This is a genomic window from Kitasatospora nipponensis (assembly GCF_039528135.1).
Classification (GTDB): Bacteria; Actinomycetota; Actinomycetes; order Streptomycetales; family Streptomycetaceae; genus Kitasatospora; species Kitasatospora nipponensis.
In genome coordinates, this window is record NZ_BAAALF010000020.1 from 37,200 (window position 1) to 53,748 (window position 16,549).

Genomic DNA, 16,549 nt, shown 5'->3' on the forward strand with positions numbered 1-16,549 from the left:
CCGCCATGACCGTCACCCTGCACGGCCGCCACTACCTGCGCGAACTCGACTTCAGCGCCACCGACATCCACCACCTGCTCGACCTCGCCGCCGACCTCAAGGCCGCCCGCAAGGCCGGCACCGAGCGCCAGCACCTCACCGGCCGGCGCCTCGCGCTGATCTTCGAGAAGAACTCCACCCGCACCCGCTGCGCCTTCGAAGTCGCCGCCGCCGACCAGGGCGCCACCACCACCTTCCTCGGCCCCGACAGCTCCCACCTGGGCCACAAGGAGTCGGTGGCCGACACCGCCCGGGTGCTGGGGCGGATGTACGACGGCATCGAGTACCGCGGCTTCGCCCAGGACACCGTCACCGAACTCGCCGCCCACGCCGGGGTGCCGGTCTACAACGGCCTCACCGACGAGTGCCACCCCACCCAGAGCCTGTGCGACGTGTTCACCATGCGCGAGCACAGCCGCAAGCCGCTGGAGCAGATCTCCTTCTGCTACCTGGGCGACGCCCGCAACAACACCGCCAACTCCCTCATGGTGATGGGCAGTCTGCTCGGCATGGACGTGCGGATCGCCGCCCCCCGCGAGCTGTGGCCCGACCCGCTGATCGTCTCCGAGTGCCTGCTGCTCGCGCAGGACAGCGGCGCCCGCTTCACCCTCACCGACCAGGTCGAGGAGGCCGTACGTGGCGCCGACTACCTCTACACCGACGTGTGGGTCTCGATGGGCGAGGACCACGACCGGTGGAAGGAGCGCATCGACCTGCTGCTCCCGTACCAGATCAACGCCACGACCATGGCCGCCACCGGCAACCCCGACACCGCCTTCCTGCACTGCCTGCCGGCCCTGCACGACCGGCGCACCGACCTCGGCGCCGAACTCGCCACCGAGCACGGCCTGGAGGGCCTGGAGGTCACCGACGAGGTCTTCGAGTCGCCCGCCTCCCTGGTCTTCACCCAGGCCGAGAACCGCATGCACACCATCAAGGCGATCCTCGTCGCCACCCTCGGGAGCAACTGACCATGCGCATCGTCGCCGCCCTCGGCGGAAACGCCCTGCTCCAGCGGGGCGAACACCCCGACGCCGCCGTCCAGCAGCACCACGTCCACGACGCCGCCCGCTCGCTGGCCGAACTCGTCCTGGCCGGACACGAACTCGTGATCACGCACGGCAACGGCCCGCAGGTCGGCCTGCTCGCCGTCGAGAGCGAGAGTGACCCGGCCCTGACCGTCCCCTACCCGCTGGACGTCCTCGGCGCGCAGACCCAGGGCATGATCGGCACCCTGCTCGCCCGGGAACTCGCCGGTCGGCTGCCCGGCCGCGCCGTCACCGCCCTGGTCACCCACACCGAGGTCGACCCGCACGACCCTGCCTTCCAGCACCCCGACAAGTTCATCGGCGGCCAACTCACCGACCACCAGGCCACGATGATGGAGCTCGACCGCGGCTGGACCTGTGCCCGTGACGGCGACCACCTGCGCCGCACGGTGCCCTCGCCCCTGCCGAAGGCGATCACCGAGGTGTCCGCCATCCGCACCCTGCTGGCGACCGGAGCCGTCGTGATCGCCGCCGGCGGCGGTGGCATACCGGTCGTCCACAACCCGGACACCGGCCAGGTGCGGGGTGTGGAGGCCGTGGTCGACAAGGACCGCACCGCCGCCCTGCTCGCCGAACAGCTCGGTGCCGACGCGCTGCTGATCCTCACCGACGTCACCCACGTGTTCACGCGCTTCGGCTCGGCTCACCCCGGCCCGCTCACCACGGTCACCCCCGGCCGGCTGTACGAGCTGGAGCTGCCCGCGGGTTCGATGCGCCCCAAGGTCGAGGCCGCCGCGGCCTTCGCGGAGCGGACCGGTCGCGTCGCCGTCATCGGCCCGCTGGACGACGCCCTCGGCGCACTGCTCGGCACCACCGGCACCACGGTCCGTGCGCTGCCCGCACCGGATGACCGGGGACGTGCGGCCCTGCCGGCGGGACCTTCGGCCCACGGCCCGGCCGCGCCGCACGCGACAGTCTGAACCCACCAGGAAGGGAACTGTGATGAACCGTCTGCAGAGCTGGCCCGCCAGCGCCACCGAGGTCCTGGTGGAGACCCGCGGCGAGGTCACCCTGGCCGCGCCCGACTACGCCCGCACGAAGATGCTCGCCGTGCTCGGGCGGCTGGACGAGCCGGTCCTCGCCGCCCGCGTGAAGCTCACCCAGGAGCCCCACCACGCGATGGCCAGGCCCTCGCTCGCCCAGGCCGTCATCGACCTGAACGGCACACCGGTGCGGGCCCACGTGGCCGCCACCACCATGCAGGAGGCCGTCGACCTGCTCCAGGACCGCCTGAACGCCCGGATCGCCCGCGTCCGCCACCACCGGGACCACCACCGCCGCCACGCAAGCGCACCGGTCGGCCCGCCGGACGGCGCCCGGCACGAGCACCGTCCGCAGCGCCACGCCCGCGGTGAGCAGGAGCGGCGGATCGTGCGGCACAAGTCCTACAGCCTGGCGCGGCAGACGGCTTGGGAGGCGGTGTTCGAACTGGAGTCCATGGACTACGACTTCCACCTGTTCACCGACGCGGCGAGCGGCTGCGACAGCGTGGTCCACCGCGACCCGTCCGATGACGGGTACCGGCTGGCCACCGCCGACCCGCAGGGCGAACCGGTGCCGGGACTGCGGGTGAGCACGCTCGCCGTGCCGCGGCTCGCCGTCGCCGACGCGGTCTCGCGCCTGGACCTGGGCGGCCTGCCGTTCGTGTTCTTCACCGACGCCGCCACCGGCCGCGGCAACGTGGTGTACCACCGCTACGACGGCCACTACGGCCTCATCACTCCCGTGCTGTAGGGGGCGCGGGTCCGGCCCGGCGGCCGTGGGGGTCCGGCCGGGCACGAAAGGCGGGGCCGGGGACGGTGTGGGGCCGTCCCCGGCTCTCGCGTTCCCGCTCCGCGGCGCAGTGGGACCCGGATGGGGCAGGTGCCCGGTGGGGTCGGCCGGGCCGGCCCGGAACGCCGCGTGCGGCGTGTACCCGGCGGCGCACCTCCGACTTTCCGCGCCGCGGCTCCCGCCAGGGTGCCGGCAGGGGAGCCGAACCGGGAGCCGTTCTCAGGTGCCGGGTCCGGCGCGCTCCTTCCAAGGGCGGGCGTCGGCCGGGGCACGCCGAGAGGGTGGCGGACGCCCGGCCTGCCGGGGTCCGCCACCCTCGACGCGGTGCGCGGGTCAGTCGTGCGGGACGACGGCGACCGGCGCCTGCGCGTGGTGGAGTACGGCGTGGGCGATCGGCCCGAGCCGCAGGCCGGCGTGGCGGTGCGGGCGGTGCCGGCGGCCCACCACGAGCAGGTCCGCGTCGGCGCAGGCATCGACCAGGGCGGCGGCGCCACTGCCGATCCGGCTGTCCCGGACCACCGCGACCTCCGGGTACTTCTCCTGCCAGCCGGTCATCGCCAGCGTGAGGAGTTCGTCCTCGATGGCCCGGAACCGCTCGGCCTCGGGCTGCGGGGGCACCCAGCCGGCGTAGCCCCAGACCGGCGGCGGCGTCCAGCCGTGCACGGCGCGCAGCACCGCGTCACGCCGGGCGGCCTCGCGGAAGGCGAAGTCGAGGACGTCCGCAGCGGGGTCGCGGGTGTCGATGCCGACGACGACCTCGGGGCCGTCGGGCCCGGCGGAGCGCCCCGCTTCACCGGAGCGCACCAGCACGGTGGGGACCTCGCTGTGGGCGGCGAGGGCCAACCCGATCGAGCCGACCATGAGTGCGCCGAAGCCGCCGAGGCCGCGGGAGCCGAGGACCAGCAGACGAGCCTCCGAGGCCGCGTCGACCAGCATGTCGACCGGCTCGCCGCCCCCGATCAGCTCGGCGCGGATCTCCAGGCCCGGATGGGTGGCCCGGAGCGCCTGCTTGGCGTCGGAGAGCATGCGCGTGGTCAGGGCGCGGACATCGGCCGGTTGGCCGGAATCGGCGCGGAGGTCGTCGAGCCAGGTCTGGGCGTGGACCAGTCGCAGTGGCAGGCCGTGGCGGGCGGCCTCGTCGGCCGCCCAGCGGGCGGCGGCGATGCTCTGTGCCGAACCGTCGATCGCGGCGAGCAGGTAGTCGACCATGGGTGAATCCTCTCCGGGGCGCGGTACGCGTGATCGTGTCGGGTCAGTCTTCGCGGGCGCGGGGTACCCGGCCAGGGCCGTCCGGTGCCCGGTGGGTGGTCCGAAGGTCCTGTGCCGGCCACCGGAGCGACGGCGGTGTTCGGGCGAAGGCGGTCCACAGGTCCCGCGGTGCCGTGGCGGGTTCGGCCAGGGCGTGATGGCTGGGCCGCAGGTCCCTGCCCAGCCGCTGGGCCGTGACCCGGTCGACCCTGTGTCCGGCCGGGTGCGTGGCGTGACGATGGGCACGGCCCGCCGTCGGCGGCCAGCGAAGCCGACCGAATCCCGAGGAGACCGCCGCCATGACCGTGACCGCTTCAACGCCGGGAGAGCCGACCGAGGCCGAGCTGAGCGCGCTCGATGCCCGCTGGCGGGCAGCCAACTACCTGGCGGCCGGTCAGATCTACCTGATGGCCAACCCGCTGCTGCGCGAGCCGTTGCGGCCCGAGCACATCAAGCCCCGGTTGCTCGGGCACTGGGGGACCTCGCCGGGACTGAACCTGGTGTACACCCACCTCAACCGGGTGATCTCCGGGCGGGACCTGGACGCCATCTGCGTCTGGGGCCCGGGACACGGCGGCCCGGCGGTGCTGGCCGGCTCCTGGCTGGACGGCAGCTACACCGACACCTACCCGTCCGTCACGCGCGACGCCGCAGGCATGGCAGGACTGTTCCGGCAGTTCTCCTTCCCCGGCGGCGTTCCCAGCCACGTCGCCCCCGAGACGCCCGGCTCGATCCACGAGGGCGGCGAACTCGGCTACGCCCTCTCGCACGCCTACGGCGCCGCCTTCGACAACCCCGCCCTGCTGGTCGCCTGCGTGATCGGCGACGGCGAGGCCGAGACCGGGCCGCTCGCCGCCTCCTGGCACAGCGACAAGTTCCTCGACCCGGTGCACGACGGCGCCGTGCTGCCGATCCTGCACCTCAACGGATACAAGATCGCCAACCCGACGGTCCTCTCCCGCCTGCCTGAGGCGGAGCTGGACGCCTTGCTGCGCGGCTTCGGCCACGACCCGCTGTACGTCACCGGCCACGACCCGCTCGCCGTGCACCGTGCGATGGCCACCGCCATGGACACCGCCATGGACAAGATCGCCGCCATCCAGCGCGCCGCCCGCCAGGACGGGGCCACCGAGCGCCCGGCCTGGCCGCTGATCGTGCTGCGCACCCCCAAGGGCTGGACCGGCCCGGCCGAGGTGGACGGCGTGCCGGTGGAGGGCACCTGGCGCGCCCACCAGGTGCCGCTCGACCAGGTCCGCACCGACCCCGCCCACCTCGCCCAGCTGGAGGCATGGCTGCGCTCCTACCGGCCCGAGGAACTGTTCGACGAGCACGGCCGGCCCACCGCGCAGGTCCTCGACTGCGTCCCCGACGGGACCCGCCGGCTCGGCGCGAACCCGCACGCCAACGGCGGCCTGCTGCTGCGCGACCTGCCCCTGCCCGCCCTGGAGCACTACGCCGTCCCCGTCGACAAGCCCGGCACGACCCTGCACGAACCCACCCGCGTCCTCGGTGACCTGCTCGAACAGGTGATGGTCGACACCGCCGAGCGCCGCGACTTCCGCCTGGTCGGGCCCGACGAGACCGCCTCCAACCGGCTCCAGGCCGTCTACGGAGCCACCGGCAAGGCCTGGCAGGCCCAGACGCTGCCCACCGACGAGAACCTCGCCCATGACGGCCGGGTTCTGGAGATCCTCTCCGAACACACCTGCCAGGGCTGGCTGGAGGGCTACCTCCTCACCGGCCGCCACGGCCTGTTCTCCTGCTACGAGGCGTTCGTCCACATCGTCGACTCGATGGTCAACCAGCACATCAAGTGGCTGCGCACCACCCGCACGATCGGCTGGCGCGCCCCGATCGCCTCCCTCAACTACCTGCTCACCTCGCACGTCTGGCGCCAGGACCACAACGGCTTCTCCCACCAGGACCCCGGCTTCGTCGACCACGTCCTCAGCAAGAGCCCCGAAGCCGTGCGCGTCTACTTCCCGCCGGACGCCAACACCCTGCTCGCCACCGCCGACCACGTGCTGCGCAGCCGTGACTACGTCAACGTCGTCGTGGCCGGCAAGCAACCCTGCTTCGACTGGCTGAGCCTGGAGGAGGCCCGCGCCCACTGCGCGCGCGGGGCCGGGATCTGGGAGTGGGCCGGCACCGACGACGGCACCCGCGAGCCGGACGTGGTGCTGGCGTGCGCCGGTGACGTGCCGACCCAGGAGGTGATCGCCGCCGCCGAGCTGCTGCGCCGTCACCTGCCGGACCTGCGGGTGCGGGTGGTCAACGTGGTGGACCTGGCCCGGCTGATGCCCGCCGAGGAGCACCCGCACGGCATGCCCGACACCGAGTTCGACGCCCTCTTCACCCAGGACAAGCCGGTGATCTTCGCCTACCACGGCTACCCCTGGCTGATCCACCGCCTCGCCTACCGCCGCACCGTCCACCCGCACCTGCACGTGCGCGGCTACAAGGAGTCCGGCACCACCACCACGCCCTTCGACATGGTGGTCCGCAACGACCTCGACCGCTACCGCCTGGTGATGGACGTCATCGACCGCGTCCCCGGCCTGGCCGTGCGAGCGGCCGCCGTCCGGCAGGCGATGGCCGACCAGCGCAGTCGGCACCACGACTGGATCCGCGAACACGGCACCGACCTGCCCGAGATCGCCGACTGGCGGCCGGGCAGCTGATCCGGAGCGAAAGGCCCTCCACCGGAAGGAGACGAACACCATGGACCTGCCCGTCACCATCGGCGTCGACGGCTCCGAAGCGAGCCTGGCGGCCGCCGACTGGGCCGCCCGCGAGGCGCTGCTGCGCGGCCGCCCGCTGCGCGTGCTGCACGCCCTGCCCCTGATGCCGCACCTGCTCCCCAGCGGGAGCCGGCCGGCCCGGCCCGCCGGGGACCTGCTCCACGAGGTCCGGCACGTTCTCGCGGTGCGCCACCCGCAGTTGCCGGTCCGCACCGACGAGGTCCACGATGCCGTCACCTCGGCGCTGGTCGCCGCGGGCGAGGACGCCGAGCTGCTGGTGCTCGGGGCACGCGGCAGCGGCGGCTTTGCGGATCTTCGCGTCGGCTCCACCGCGCTGCACGTCGCCGCGTGGGCCGGCAGCCCCACAGTGCTGCTCCCGGCGAACGGCCCGGGCACGCATCCGCGCGAGCAGGTGGTGGTGGGGCTGGACGCCCGCCGCCCCGCCGAGGCGGCGTTGCTCTTCGCCTTCCAGGCCGCGCGGAGGTACGGCCTGCCGCTGCGCGTCGTGCACGCCGGGGCGGGTCCGGCAGGGGCGGGCGAGGGCCACAGCGGCGAGAGCGTGCTGCTGGCCCGGGTCCTGGAGCCCTGGCAGGCGGCCCATCCCGAGGTCGCGGTGATCGCGGACACCGAGGACGCCGCACCGGGACCGGTCCTGGTGGAGGCGTCGGCCAAGGCCCGGCTGCTGGTGCTCGGCCGCCGCCCGGCGGATCGGGCCGGCCACCTCGGCCCGGTGGCCCACGCCGTCCTGCACCACGCCGACTGCCCGGTGACGGTCGTACCCGAGGCGTGAGAGCAGTCCCCGGCCGGGACCTTCGGACCCGGCCGGGGACTGCTCGGCCTCTGTGGCCGCCCTGCACCCGGGCGCGAGCCTGTCCGTCAGACACGAGGTCGCACACATCGGTGCCGCGACCGTGGAAACGAAGGAGGTCGTGATCATGTCGCACGCTGTGGTGGTGGGAGTCGACGGATCGGCGCAGAGCACGGCGGCGGCCGAGTGGGCGGCCCACCAGGCCCACCGGAGCGGGCAGGCACTGCGGATGATCCACGCCGGTGGAGCAGAGCCGGCGCTGTCGGCGGAGCCCGTGGACGCGGCGCAGTCGCTGCCCCGGCCGGTGTCCGACCTGTGGGACCACCTCTCGGACGTGCTGCCGGGCCTTCGGATCTCCTGCGAGCACGTGCCCGGCCACCCGGCCCACGCCCTGGTCGCCGCCGGAGAACGTGGAGGCATGCTGGTGCTCGGTTCGCGCGGACTCGGTGGGCTCGCCGGACTGCTGGTCGGGTCGGTCGCGTTGCGCACGGCGGCGCACGCCGCCTGCCCGGTGGTCCTGGTCCGGGCAGGCGAGGACGGCGACGGTGTGGGGTCCGACGTGGTGGTGGGGGTGGACAGCGCCCGGCCCAGCGCCGAGGTCGTCGCCTTCGCCTTCGAGCAGGCCACCGAACGCGGAGCGAAGCTGCGGGTGCTGGAGAGCCGTGATCTGCCCACCGGGCGGTACGTGACGGCGGCTCCGGTGGACCCCCTGCAGATCACCGACGCCGTGGCGGCCGCCGCGCTGGTCCGGCTCCAGGACGCGCTGGCGCCCTGGCGGGAGAAGTTCCCCAGGGTGCCCGTCGACGCCGAGGTGACCGGCTGGCCGGCCGGGCGGGCACTGGTGGAGGCGTCCCGCAGCGCCTCGTTGGTGGTGGTGGGCCGGCGCACCCCCAGGATCCGGCCGGCCCTGCCCGGACTGGGCGCCGTGGCCCACGCGGTGCTGCACCACGCGCACAGCCCCGTCGCGGTGGTGCCGCACGACTGACCCGACGACACCACGGTGGCCGTGGCAGGACCGACACCAGGTCCTGTCACGGCCACCGCCGTGTTCCTCCCCGGGCCGTGGTCACCCGGGAGCCTGCGGAGGAGGGACCTTCGGCCCGCAGGCGTACCCCAACGGCCGCCTCCCTGCGCGTCGTTGCTCGGGAAGGCTGTGGGTGAAAGCGCAGGCGACACCCGCCGGCGCACGATCCCCGGACGAAGAACCGAAAGGTGGTCCCGCCATGCCCCGCCGCCCGCAGGCCGAGGAACCGGCTCCTCCCGCCCCCGCTCCGGCGCCCACGACCGCCGTCGACGCCTTGGTCGCCGACGCGCTGACGGCTCTTCGGGAGTACGCCGACTTCACTCAGGAGCAGGTCGACCACATCGTCAAGAAGGCGTCCCTGGCCGCGCTGGCCCAGCACACCGCACTCGCGGCGCTGGCGGTGGAGGAGACCGGGCGCGGCCTCTTCGAGGACAAGGCCGTCAAGAACGTGTTCGCCTGCGAGAACGTCACCCACGTGATGGCCCGCACGAAGACCGTCGGGGTGGTGTACCGCGACGAGATCGACGGGATCGTGGAGATCGCCGAGCCCGTCGGCGTGGTCGCCGGCATCACCCCGGTCACCAACCCCACCTCCACCACCGTCTTCAAGTGCCTGCTGGCGCTGAAGACCCGCAACCCGATCGTGTTCGCCTTCCACCCCTGTGCACAGCGTTGCTCGGCCGAGGCGGCCCGGATCGTGCGGGAGGCGGCGGTGGCGGCCGGAGCACCGGAGTCCTGCATCCAGTGGATCGAGGAGCCGTCGATGGCGGCCACCCACACCCTGATGAACCACCCGGACGTCGCCACCATCCTCGCCACGGGCGGCAACGCGATGGTCCGGGCCGCGTACTCCTGCGGCAAGCCGGCCCTCGGCGTCGGCGCCGGCAACGTCCCCGCCTACGTCGAGCGGAGTGCGGACCTGAAGCGGGCCGTCAACGACATCGTGCTGTCGAAGACCTTCGACAACGGCATGATCTGCGCCTCCGAGCAGGCCGTCATCCTGGACGCGGAGATCCGCGACGCGGCGCTCGCCGAGTTCCGCGCCCTGAAGGCGCACCACGCGAACGCCGAGGAGAAGGCGCAGTTGGAGCGGTACCTGTTCGGCGCCGCGGGCGGGAGCGGGTGCGCGGGGGAGCGGCTGAACGCCGACGTGGTGGGCCGCTCGGCCGTGCAGATCGCGGCGGCGGCCGGCTTCGACCTGCCGGCCGACACCTCGGTGATCCTGGTGGACGCCGAACGGGTCGGGCCGTCGGAGCCGCTGACCCGGGAGAAGCTCTGCCCCGTGCTGGCCGTGCTGACCGCCGCCTCGCGCCGCGAGGGCGTCGAACTGGCTTCGGCGATGGTGGAGTTCAACGGACTGGGGCACTCGGCGGCGGTGCACACCGAGGACGCGGCGTTCGTCGAGGAGTTCGGGCACGCGGTCAAGGCGTGCCGGATCATCTGGAACGCGCCCAGCTCGCAGGGCGGCATCGGCGACGTCTACAACGCCTTCACCCCCTCACTCACGCTGGGCTGCGGCTCCTACGGACACAACGCGGTGGCAGGCAACGTCTCGGCCCTCAACCTGCTGAACATCAAGCGGATCGGGCGGCGCAACACCAACATGCAGTGGTTCAAGGTCCCGCCGAAGATCTACTTCGAGCGCAACTCGGTCGCGTACCTGGCGAGCATGCCGAACGCCCACCGCGTCGTCGTCGTCACCGACCGGACCATGGTGGAGATCGGTCACCTGGAGCGGATCCGCGGCATCCTGGACCGCCGCCGCGAGCCGGTCGAGGTCCGGGTGGTCGACTTCGTCGAGCCCAACCCGAGCATCGACACCGTCCGCCGCGGCGCCGAGCTGATGCGCGACTTCGGGCCCGACACCATCGTCGCCCTCGGCGGCGGCTCGCCGATGGACGCCGCCAAGGTCATGTGGCTGATGTACGAGCACCCCGAGGTCGACTTCGCCGACCTGAAGGAGAAGTTCTTCGACATCCGCAAGCGCGCCTTCACCTTCCCCGACCTCGGGGAGAAGGCGAAGCTGGTGTGCATCCCGACGACATCGGGCACCGGGGCCGAGGTCACCCCGTTCGCGGTGATCACCGACACCGCCACCGGACAGAAGTACCCGCTGGCGGACTACGCGCTCACCCCGAGCGTGGCCATCGTCGACCCCGCGCTCACCACCCACCTGCCGCCGGCGGTCACCGCCGACACCGGCTTCGACGCCCTCACCCACTGCATCGAGACCTACGTCTCCGTCTACGCCAACGACTTCACCGACGGCCTGGCCCTGCAGGGCATCCGGCTGATCTTCGACCACCTGGAGCAGGCCGTCACCGACGGTCCGAACAACCCGGTCGCCCGCGAGAAGATGCACAACGCCGGCACGATCGCCGGCATGGCCTTCGGCTCGGCCTTCCTCGGCGTGGTGCACGCCATGGCCCACACCCTGGGCGCCACCTTCCACGTCGCCCACGGCCGCACCAACGCCCTGCTGCTGCCCCACGTCATCCGCTACAACGGCACGGCCCCGGCGAAGGTCACCAGCTGGCCCAAGTACCGCAGCTACGTGGCTCCCGAGCGGTACCAGGCCATCGCCGGCATGCTCGGCCTGCCCGCCGAGACCCCCGAACAGGGCGTGGAGTCCCTGGCCGCCGCCATCGAGGACCTGCGCGACCGGGTGGGCATCCCGCGCTCCTTCAAGGAAGCCGGCGTGGACGAGACGGCGTTCCTGGCCGCCCTGCCGCAGCAGGCGATGAACGCCTACGAGGACCAGTGCGCCCCGGCCAACCCCCGGATGCCGCTGCTGGCCGACATGCAGCAGCTGATGCGCCACGCCTACTACGGCGACCACTCCTGACCACCCGAGCGAGAAGGACGGACCGACCATGACCGCACAGCAGCAGGGGACCGCGACCGCCTGGCACGGGTTCCGGGGAGACCGGTGGCGCGCCGCCGTCGACGTGCGCGACTTCATCCAGCACAACTACACCCCCTACCAGGGGGACGCCTCCTTCCTGGCCGGGCCCACCGAGCGGACCCTCGCGGTCTGGAAGCAGATCACCGACCGCCTCCCCGAGGAGCGGGCGAAGGGGGTGTATGACGTCTCCTACGACGTCCCCGCCGGCATCACCGCGCACGCGCCCGGGTACGTCGACCGGGAACGGGAGCTGATCGTCGGGCTGCAGACCGACGCCCCGCTCAAGCGCGCGATCATGCCCTACGGCGGCTGGCGGATGGTCGCCGGCGCGTTGAAGACCTACGGCTACCCCGTCTGCGCTGAGCTGGAGAAGGTGTTCACGCAGTACCGCAAGACCCACAACGACGGCGTCTTCGACGCCTACACCCCGGAGATCCTCGCCGCCCGCAAGGCCGGCGTCATCACCGGCCTGCCCGACGCCTACGGCCGCGGCCGCATCATCGGCGACTACCGTCGCGTCCCGCTGTACGGCGTGGACCGGCTGATCGAGACCAAGCGGGCCGAGAAGGCCGAACTGGACCAGCTGCCGCGCGACCCGTCGCGGCTGGAGGAGACCATCCGCCTGCGCGAGGAGATCGCCGAACAGATCAGGGCGCTGGGCGAGCTGAAGCAGATGGCCGCGAGCTACGGCCACGACGTCTCGGGCCCCGCCACGACCGCCCGCGAGGCGGTCCAGTGGCTCTACTTCGCCTACCTGGCGGCGGTGAAGGAGCAGAACGGCGCCGCGATGTCGCTCGGGCGCACCTCCACCTTCCTCGACATCTACCTGCAACGGGACCTCGACGCGGGCCGGTTGACCGAGGGGCAGGCGCAGGAGCTGGTCGACGACTTCGTCATCAAGCTGCGGATCGTGCGGTTCCTGCGCACCCCCGAGTACGACGAACTGTTCTCCGGCGACCCGACCTGGGTGACCGAGTCCATCGGCGGCATCGGCCAGGACGGGCGGCCGCTGGTGACCCGTACCTCCTTCCGCTACCTCCAGACCCTCTACAACCTCGGCCCCGCCCCCGAACCCAACATGACCGTCTTCTGGAGCCCGCAACTGCCCCAGGGCTTCAAGGAGTTCTGCGCCCAGGTCTCGATCGACACCTCCAGCATCCAGTACGAGTCGGACGAGCTGATGCGCCCGCGCTTCGGTGACGACACCGCGATCGCCTGCTGCGTCTCGGCGATGCCGGTCGGCCGGCAGATGCAGTTCTTCGGTGCCCGGGTCAACCTCGCCAAGACCCTCCTCTACGCGATCAACGGCGGCCGGGACGAGATCTCCGGCGTCCAGGTCGGCCCCGCGACCGGTCCGATCACCGGTGACGTCCTCGACTACGAGGAGGTACTGGCCCGGTTCGACGAGCAGTTGGACTGGCTGGCCGCCACCTACGTCCACGCGCTGGACGTCATCCACTACATGCACGACAAGTACGCCTACGAGCGGTTGGAGATGGCTCTGCACGACCGGGACGTGCGCCGCACCCTGGCGTGCGGCATCGCCGGCCTCGCGGTGGCGGCGGACTCGCTCTGCGCCATCCGGTACGCGACCGTCCGCCCGGTGCGCGACGACACCGGCCTCGCCGTCGGCTACCTCGTCGAGGGCGAGTACCCGGCCTACGGCAACAACGACGACCGGGCGGACGCCATCGCGGTGCGGCTGGTCGAGGAGTTCATGGGCAAGGTGCGCAGGCACCCCGCCTACCGGGGCGCCGAGCACACCCAGTCCGTGCTGACCATCACCTCCAACGTCGTCTACGGCAGGAAGACCGGCGCCACCCCGGACGGCCGCAAGGCCGGTGAGCCCTTCTCCCCGGGGGCCAACCCGATGAACGGACGCGACCGCCACGGCTACGTCGCCGCGGCCCTGTCCGTGGCCAAGCTCCCCTACGAGCAGGCCGAGGACGGCATCTCCCTGACCAACACCGTCACCCCCGACGCGCTCGGGCGCACCGCGCAGGAGCGGATCGACAACCTGGTCGGCGTGCTCGACGGGTACACCGCCTGCCGCGGCTTCCACATGAACGTCAACGTCCTGAACCGCGAGACCCTGCTGGACGCCATGGAACACCCGGAGAACCACCCCCAGCTGACCATCCGGGTCAGCGGCTACGCGGTCAACTTCGTGCGCCTCACCCGCGAGCAGCAGCTCGACGTGATCGGCCGCACCTTCCACGGCGCGCTGTAGCAGCGCCCACCCGCGCGCGGTGCCGACGTCCTCCCCGACCACGGGCGTCGGCACCGCGCCTCTGCGCAAGGAGAACCGCCATGACCAAGACCTCCGCCGCCGCCTCGGCCGGCGGCGCCGTTCCCCCGTCCTGCCCGGTGACCGGCATGCTGCACTCCTGGGACCTGTCGACCGGTGTCGACGGCCCGGGCACACGCTTCGTCGCCTTCCTGGCCGGCTGCCCGCTGCGCTGCCTCTACTGCCACAACCCCGACACGTGGCACCTGCGCGACGGCCGGCGCGCCACCGCGGAGGAGATCGTCCAGGAGGTCGCCAAGTACACCGAGTTCATCCACGCCTCGGGCGGCGGGGCGACGATCAGCGGCGGCGAGCCGCTGCTCCAGCCGGAGCTCACCGGCGAGCTGCTGCACCGGTTCAAGCACGAACTCGGCCTGCACACCGCGCTGGACACCTCGGGCTTCCTCGGTGCCCGCGCCACCGACGCGCTGCTCGCCGACACCGACCTGGTCCTGCTCGACATCAAGTCCTGGGACCGTGCGCTCTACCGGCACCTGACCGGGCAGCGACTCGCCCCCACCCTGGACTTCGCCCGCCGCCTGGCCGGCCTCGACACCCAGATCTGGGTCCGCTTCGTCCTCGTCCCGGGGCTCACCGACCTTCCCGAGAACATCGAGGGCGTCGCCTCCTTCGCCGCCTCCCTCGGCAACGTCACCCGGGTCGACGTGCTGCCCTTCCACAAGCTCGGCACCGCCAAATGGCGTGCGCTGGGCCTGGAGTTCACCCTCGCCGACGCGCCGGTACCGACCGGCGACCAGGTGACCGCGGCCCGCGCGGTGTTCGCCGCCCACGGGCTGCACGCCGTCTGATCGCGGCCGTCCTGCCCACTCCCCGGAACGGTCGAGACCCGCAGCTCATCGACCGTACCGGGGAGCCTCCTGCGGTCGAACACCGGCCGGGCTGCGGGCGGTGGGCGCTGCTCAGGGAGCCAGGTCCCGGCGCCGCAGCAGTGGGAGCGCGACGGTGATCCCGGCGAGTCCGACACCCACCAGGACGGCGAACGGGCCCCAGGCGAGAGTCCCGTGGGCGAGTGCGTCACCGGGCGTGTAGTAGTGGAACGGGCTCAGGTACCGCAGCGGCGCGGCCGGATGCCAGGCCATGGCGATGAAGTTGACGGCGAAGCCGACGGCACCCAGCGTGATGGTGGCGCCGATCACCTGGGCCCGATGGCGCGCCGCGGCCGAGACGGCCAGGGCCGGTCCGGACAGGCACAGCGTGAACGCACACCCCGTCAGGCCGGCCGCGAGCACGCCGCGCAGGGGGACCGCGTGGTGCAGGGCGGGCGAGAGGGCCACGCCGCCGGCGACCGCCAGTGTGGCGGCGGCGTTGAGCGCCAGCGAGGCCGCGACCACGGCGGTGGTCCGCTCGGCCAGCAGCCGCAGGCGGGAGACCGGCCGGACCATCAGCAGTTCCACCGTGCCGGACTCGACGTCGGCCGCGACGGCCGCCGCAGTGAGCGAGCCGATCGCCGTCAGCTGCATGGCGATCCAGAACGGATGCACCAGGCCGGCCCCGAGCAGGCCGGGGTAGCTGGCGATGGACACGTCGCCGGTCGATCCGGAGAACGCCTTCAACGCATCCGGTCCGGTCGGCCCGGTCCCGGCGAACAGCTGGGTCGGCGGCACCGCCCGGATGACCGCCACGATCAGTGCCTCGAAGACGACCATGCCCGCAGCCAGGAACGCCACCATTCTGCGGCGCCGGTACAGAGCGAGCCAGAACAAGGGGAACCGGGCTCTCATGACAGTGCCTCCGCTGATTCGACGTCCTGCCGGTACAGGTCGAGGAACGCCTCGTCCAGCCCGGCCTCCTCCACCGACAGGTCCGCCACCGGCAGCGCGGCCAGGAGCTCTCGCAGTCCCGGGACCAACTCCGCCGGCGGGACGAGCAACTGGACCTCGTCCCCTCGCCAGTGCGGTGACCAGTGCTCCGCCGGCCCCAGGGGCCGCGCACCCAGGCCGTCGGCCACGACCAGCCGCACCCGCCTGGCGCGCTCCTGGCGCAGGCCGGACACGGCCCGCACCGCCACCAGCCGCCCCGCCCGCACGAGCGCCACCCGGCCGCAGGCGCGCTGCACCTCGGGCAGCACGTGGCTCGACAGCAGGACCGTACGTCCCGCGTGCGATGCCTCCTCCAGCAGCGCGAAGAAGACCTCCTGGACCAGCGGGTCCAGGCCCTCGGTGGGCTCGTCCAGCACCACCAGCTCGGGATCGTGCTGGAGTGCCTGGACCAGGCCGAGCTTCTGCTTCATACCGCGCGAGTACTCCCGCACCGGCCGGGCCAAGTCGGCGACCGTCAGTCCGAGCCGCTCGCACAGCTCCGTGCGGCGCGGCGTGGCGGCGCCCTGCAGATCGCCGAGCAGTCGCAGCGTCTGAGTACCGGTCAGCTCCGGGTACAGGCGAAGTTCGCCCGGCAGGTAGCCCAGGTGCGGGGCCAGGCGCCGGTGGTCGGCGACCGGGTCCAGGCCCAGCAGCCGGATCCGTCCGGCGCTCGGCCGCAGCAGGCCCACCAGGCAGCGGATGGTGGTGGTCTTCCCGGCGCCGTTGGGCCCCAGGAACCCGAAGACCTCGCCCCGCTCCACGGTCAGGTCGAGGCGGTCGACACCCTTCTTGCGGCCGTAGTCCTTGCTCAGTCCGGCCAGCTCGATGGCCGGCCCCTCGCGCCCCATACCCGTC

Annotated in this window: 12 protein-coding genes; 9 read left to right on the plus strand and 3 right to left on the minus strand. The window is 72.7% G+C overall.

The window, feature by feature from the left end; all coding sequences use genetic code 11:
- Positions 1–5: 5 nt before the first annotated feature.
- From argF to ABD323_RS08905, 3 genes are read left to right on the plus strand one after another with little or no spacing between them, the layout of a single operon-like run.
- Complete coding sequence (argF, locus tag ABD323_RS08895; protein ID WP_344440697.1) at positions 6–1,010, plus strand: ornithine carbamoyltransferase; 1,005 nt, start codon at positions 6–8, stop codon at positions 1,008–1,010.
- 2 nt (positions 1,011–1,012) lie between these two features.
- The gene (locus ABD323_RS08900) at positions 1,013–2,008 is read left to right on the plus strand and encodes a carbamate kinase (RefSeq protein ID WP_344440698.1); all 996 of its coding nucleotides are present in this window, start codon (positions 1,013–1,015) and stop codon (positions 2,006–2,008) included.
- 22 nt (positions 2,009–2,030) lie between these two features.
- Positions 2,031–2,822, plus strand: coding sequence for a ribosome hibernation promotion factor (locus tag ABD323_RS08905; protein WP_344440699.1), 792 nt, complete (start codon positions 2,031–2,033; stop codon positions 2,820–2,822).
- A 372-nt stretch (positions 2,823–3,194) separates the two neighbouring features.
- Here the strand turns inward: ABD323_RS08905 and ABD323_RS08910 are convergent, their stop codons facing one another.
- Positions 3,195–4,070: a universal stress protein gene (locus ABD323_RS08910; RefSeq protein WP_344440700.1), complete on the minus strand. Its 876-nt coding sequence runs from the start codon at positions 4,068–4,070 to the stop codon at positions 3,195–3,197.
- A gap of 338 nt (positions 4,071–4,408) precedes the next feature.
- Here ABD323_RS08910 and ABD323_RS08915 point away from each other — a divergent pair, with 338 nt between their 5' ends.
- The 6 genes from ABD323_RS08915 (at position 4,409) to pflA (ending at position 14,683) form a co-directional block, all read left to right on the plus strand.
- Positions 4,409–6,790 carry a phosphoketolase family protein gene (locus ABD323_RS08915; protein WP_344440701.1) on the plus strand — a complete coding sequence of 794 codons (2,382 nt, stop codon included), beginning with the start codon at positions 4,409–4,411 and terminating at the stop codon, positions 6,788–6,790.
- 40 nt (positions 6,791–6,830) lie between these two features.
- Positions 6,831–7,640, plus strand: coding sequence for a universal stress protein (locus ABD323_RS08920; protein WP_344440702.1), 810 nt, complete (start codon positions 6,831–6,833; stop codon positions 7,638–7,640).
- 145 nt (positions 7,641–7,785) lie between these two features.
- On the plus strand, positions 7,786–8,643 hold the full coding sequence (locus ABD323_RS08925; protein ID WP_344440703.1) for a universal stress protein: 858 nt from the start codon (positions 7,786–7,788) through the stop codon (positions 8,641–8,643).
- 238 nt (positions 8,644–8,881) lie between these two features.
- Complete coding sequence (gene adhE / locus ABD323_RS08930; RefSeq protein WP_344440704.1) at positions 8,882–11,527, plus strand: bifunctional acetaldehyde-CoA/alcohol dehydrogenase; 2,646 nt, start codon at positions 8,882–8,884, stop codon at positions 11,525–11,527.
- A gap of 28 nt (positions 11,528–11,555) precedes the next feature.
- A complete protein-coding gene (pflB, locus tag ABD323_RS08935) occupies positions 11,556–13,817 on the plus strand; it encodes a formate C-acetyltransferase (protein WP_344440705.1) in 2,262 nt (753 codons plus the stop codon).
- An 80-nt stretch (positions 13,818–13,897) separates the two neighbouring features.
- The gene (gene pflA / locus ABD323_RS08940; RefSeq protein ID WP_425555918.1) at positions 13,898–14,683 is read left to right on the plus strand and encodes a pyruvate formate-lyase-activating protein; all 786 of its coding nucleotides are present in this window, start codon (positions 13,898–13,900) and stop codon (positions 14,681–14,683) included.
- 111 nt (positions 14,684–14,794) lie between these two features.
- Here the strand turns inward: pflA and ABD323_RS08945 are convergent, their stop codons facing one another.
- Together ABD323_RS08945 and ABD323_RS08950 are read right to left on the minus strand one after the other, a co-directional pair.
- A complete protein-coding gene (locus tag ABD323_RS08945) occupies positions 14,795–15,616 on the minus strand; it encodes an ABC transporter permease subunit (RefSeq protein WP_344440706.1) in 822 nt (273 codons plus the stop codon).
- Positions 15,613–16,542, minus strand: coding sequence for an ABC transporter ATP-binding protein (locus ABD323_RS08950; protein WP_344440707.1), 930 nt, complete (start codon positions 16,540–16,542; stop codon positions 15,613–15,615). The genes ABD323_RS08945 and ABD323_RS08950 overlap by 4 nt, the downstream gene beginning before the upstream one ends.
- Between the last annotated feature and the right edge of the window lie 7 nt (positions 16,543–16,549).

Coding starts and splice junctions, on each gene's coding strand:
- argF (WP_344440697.1), top strand. CDS start 6: ATGACCGTCACCCTGCACGGCCGCCACTACCTGCGCGAACTCGACTTC.
- ABD323_RS08900 (WP_344440698.1), top strand. CDS start 1,013: ATGCGCATCGTCGCCGCCCTCGGCGGAAACGCCCTGCTCCAGCGGGGC.
- ABD323_RS08905 (WP_344440699.1), top strand. CDS start 2,031: ATGAACCGTCTGCAGAGCTGGCCCGCCAGCGCCACCGAGGTCCTGGTG.
- ABD323_RS08910 (WP_344440700.1), bottom strand. CDS start 4,070: ATGGTCGACTACCTGCTCGCCGCGATCGACGGTTCGGCACAGAGCATC.
- ABD323_RS08915 (WP_344440701.1), top strand. CDS start 4,409: ATGACCGTGACCGCTTCAACGCCGGGAGAGCCGACCGAGGCCGAGCTG.
- ABD323_RS08920 (WP_344440702.1), top strand. CDS start 6,831: ATGGACCTGCCCGTCACCATCGGCGTCGACGGCTCCGAAGCGAGCCTG.
- ABD323_RS08925 (WP_344440703.1), top strand. CDS start 7,786: ATGTCGCACGCTGTGGTGGTGGGAGTCGACGGATCGGCGCAGAGCACG.
- adhE (WP_344440704.1), top strand. CDS start 8,882: ATGCCCCGCCGCCCGCAGGCCGAGGAACCGGCTCCTCCCGCCCCCGCT.
- pflB (WP_344440705.1), top strand. CDS start 11,556: ATGACCGCACAGCAGCAGGGGACCGCGACCGCCTGGCACGGGTTCCGG.
- pflA (WP_425555918.1), top strand. CDS start 13,898: ATGACCAAGACCTCCGCCGCCGCCTCGGCCGGCGGCGCCGTTCCCCCG.
- ABD323_RS08945 (WP_344440706.1), bottom strand. CDS start 15,616: ATGAGAGCCCGGTTCCCCTTGTTCTGGCTCGCTCTGTACCGGCGCCGC.
- ABD323_RS08950 (WP_344440707.1), bottom strand. CDS start 16,542: ATGGGGCGCGAGGGGCCGGCCATCGAGCTGGCCGGACTGAGCAAGGAC.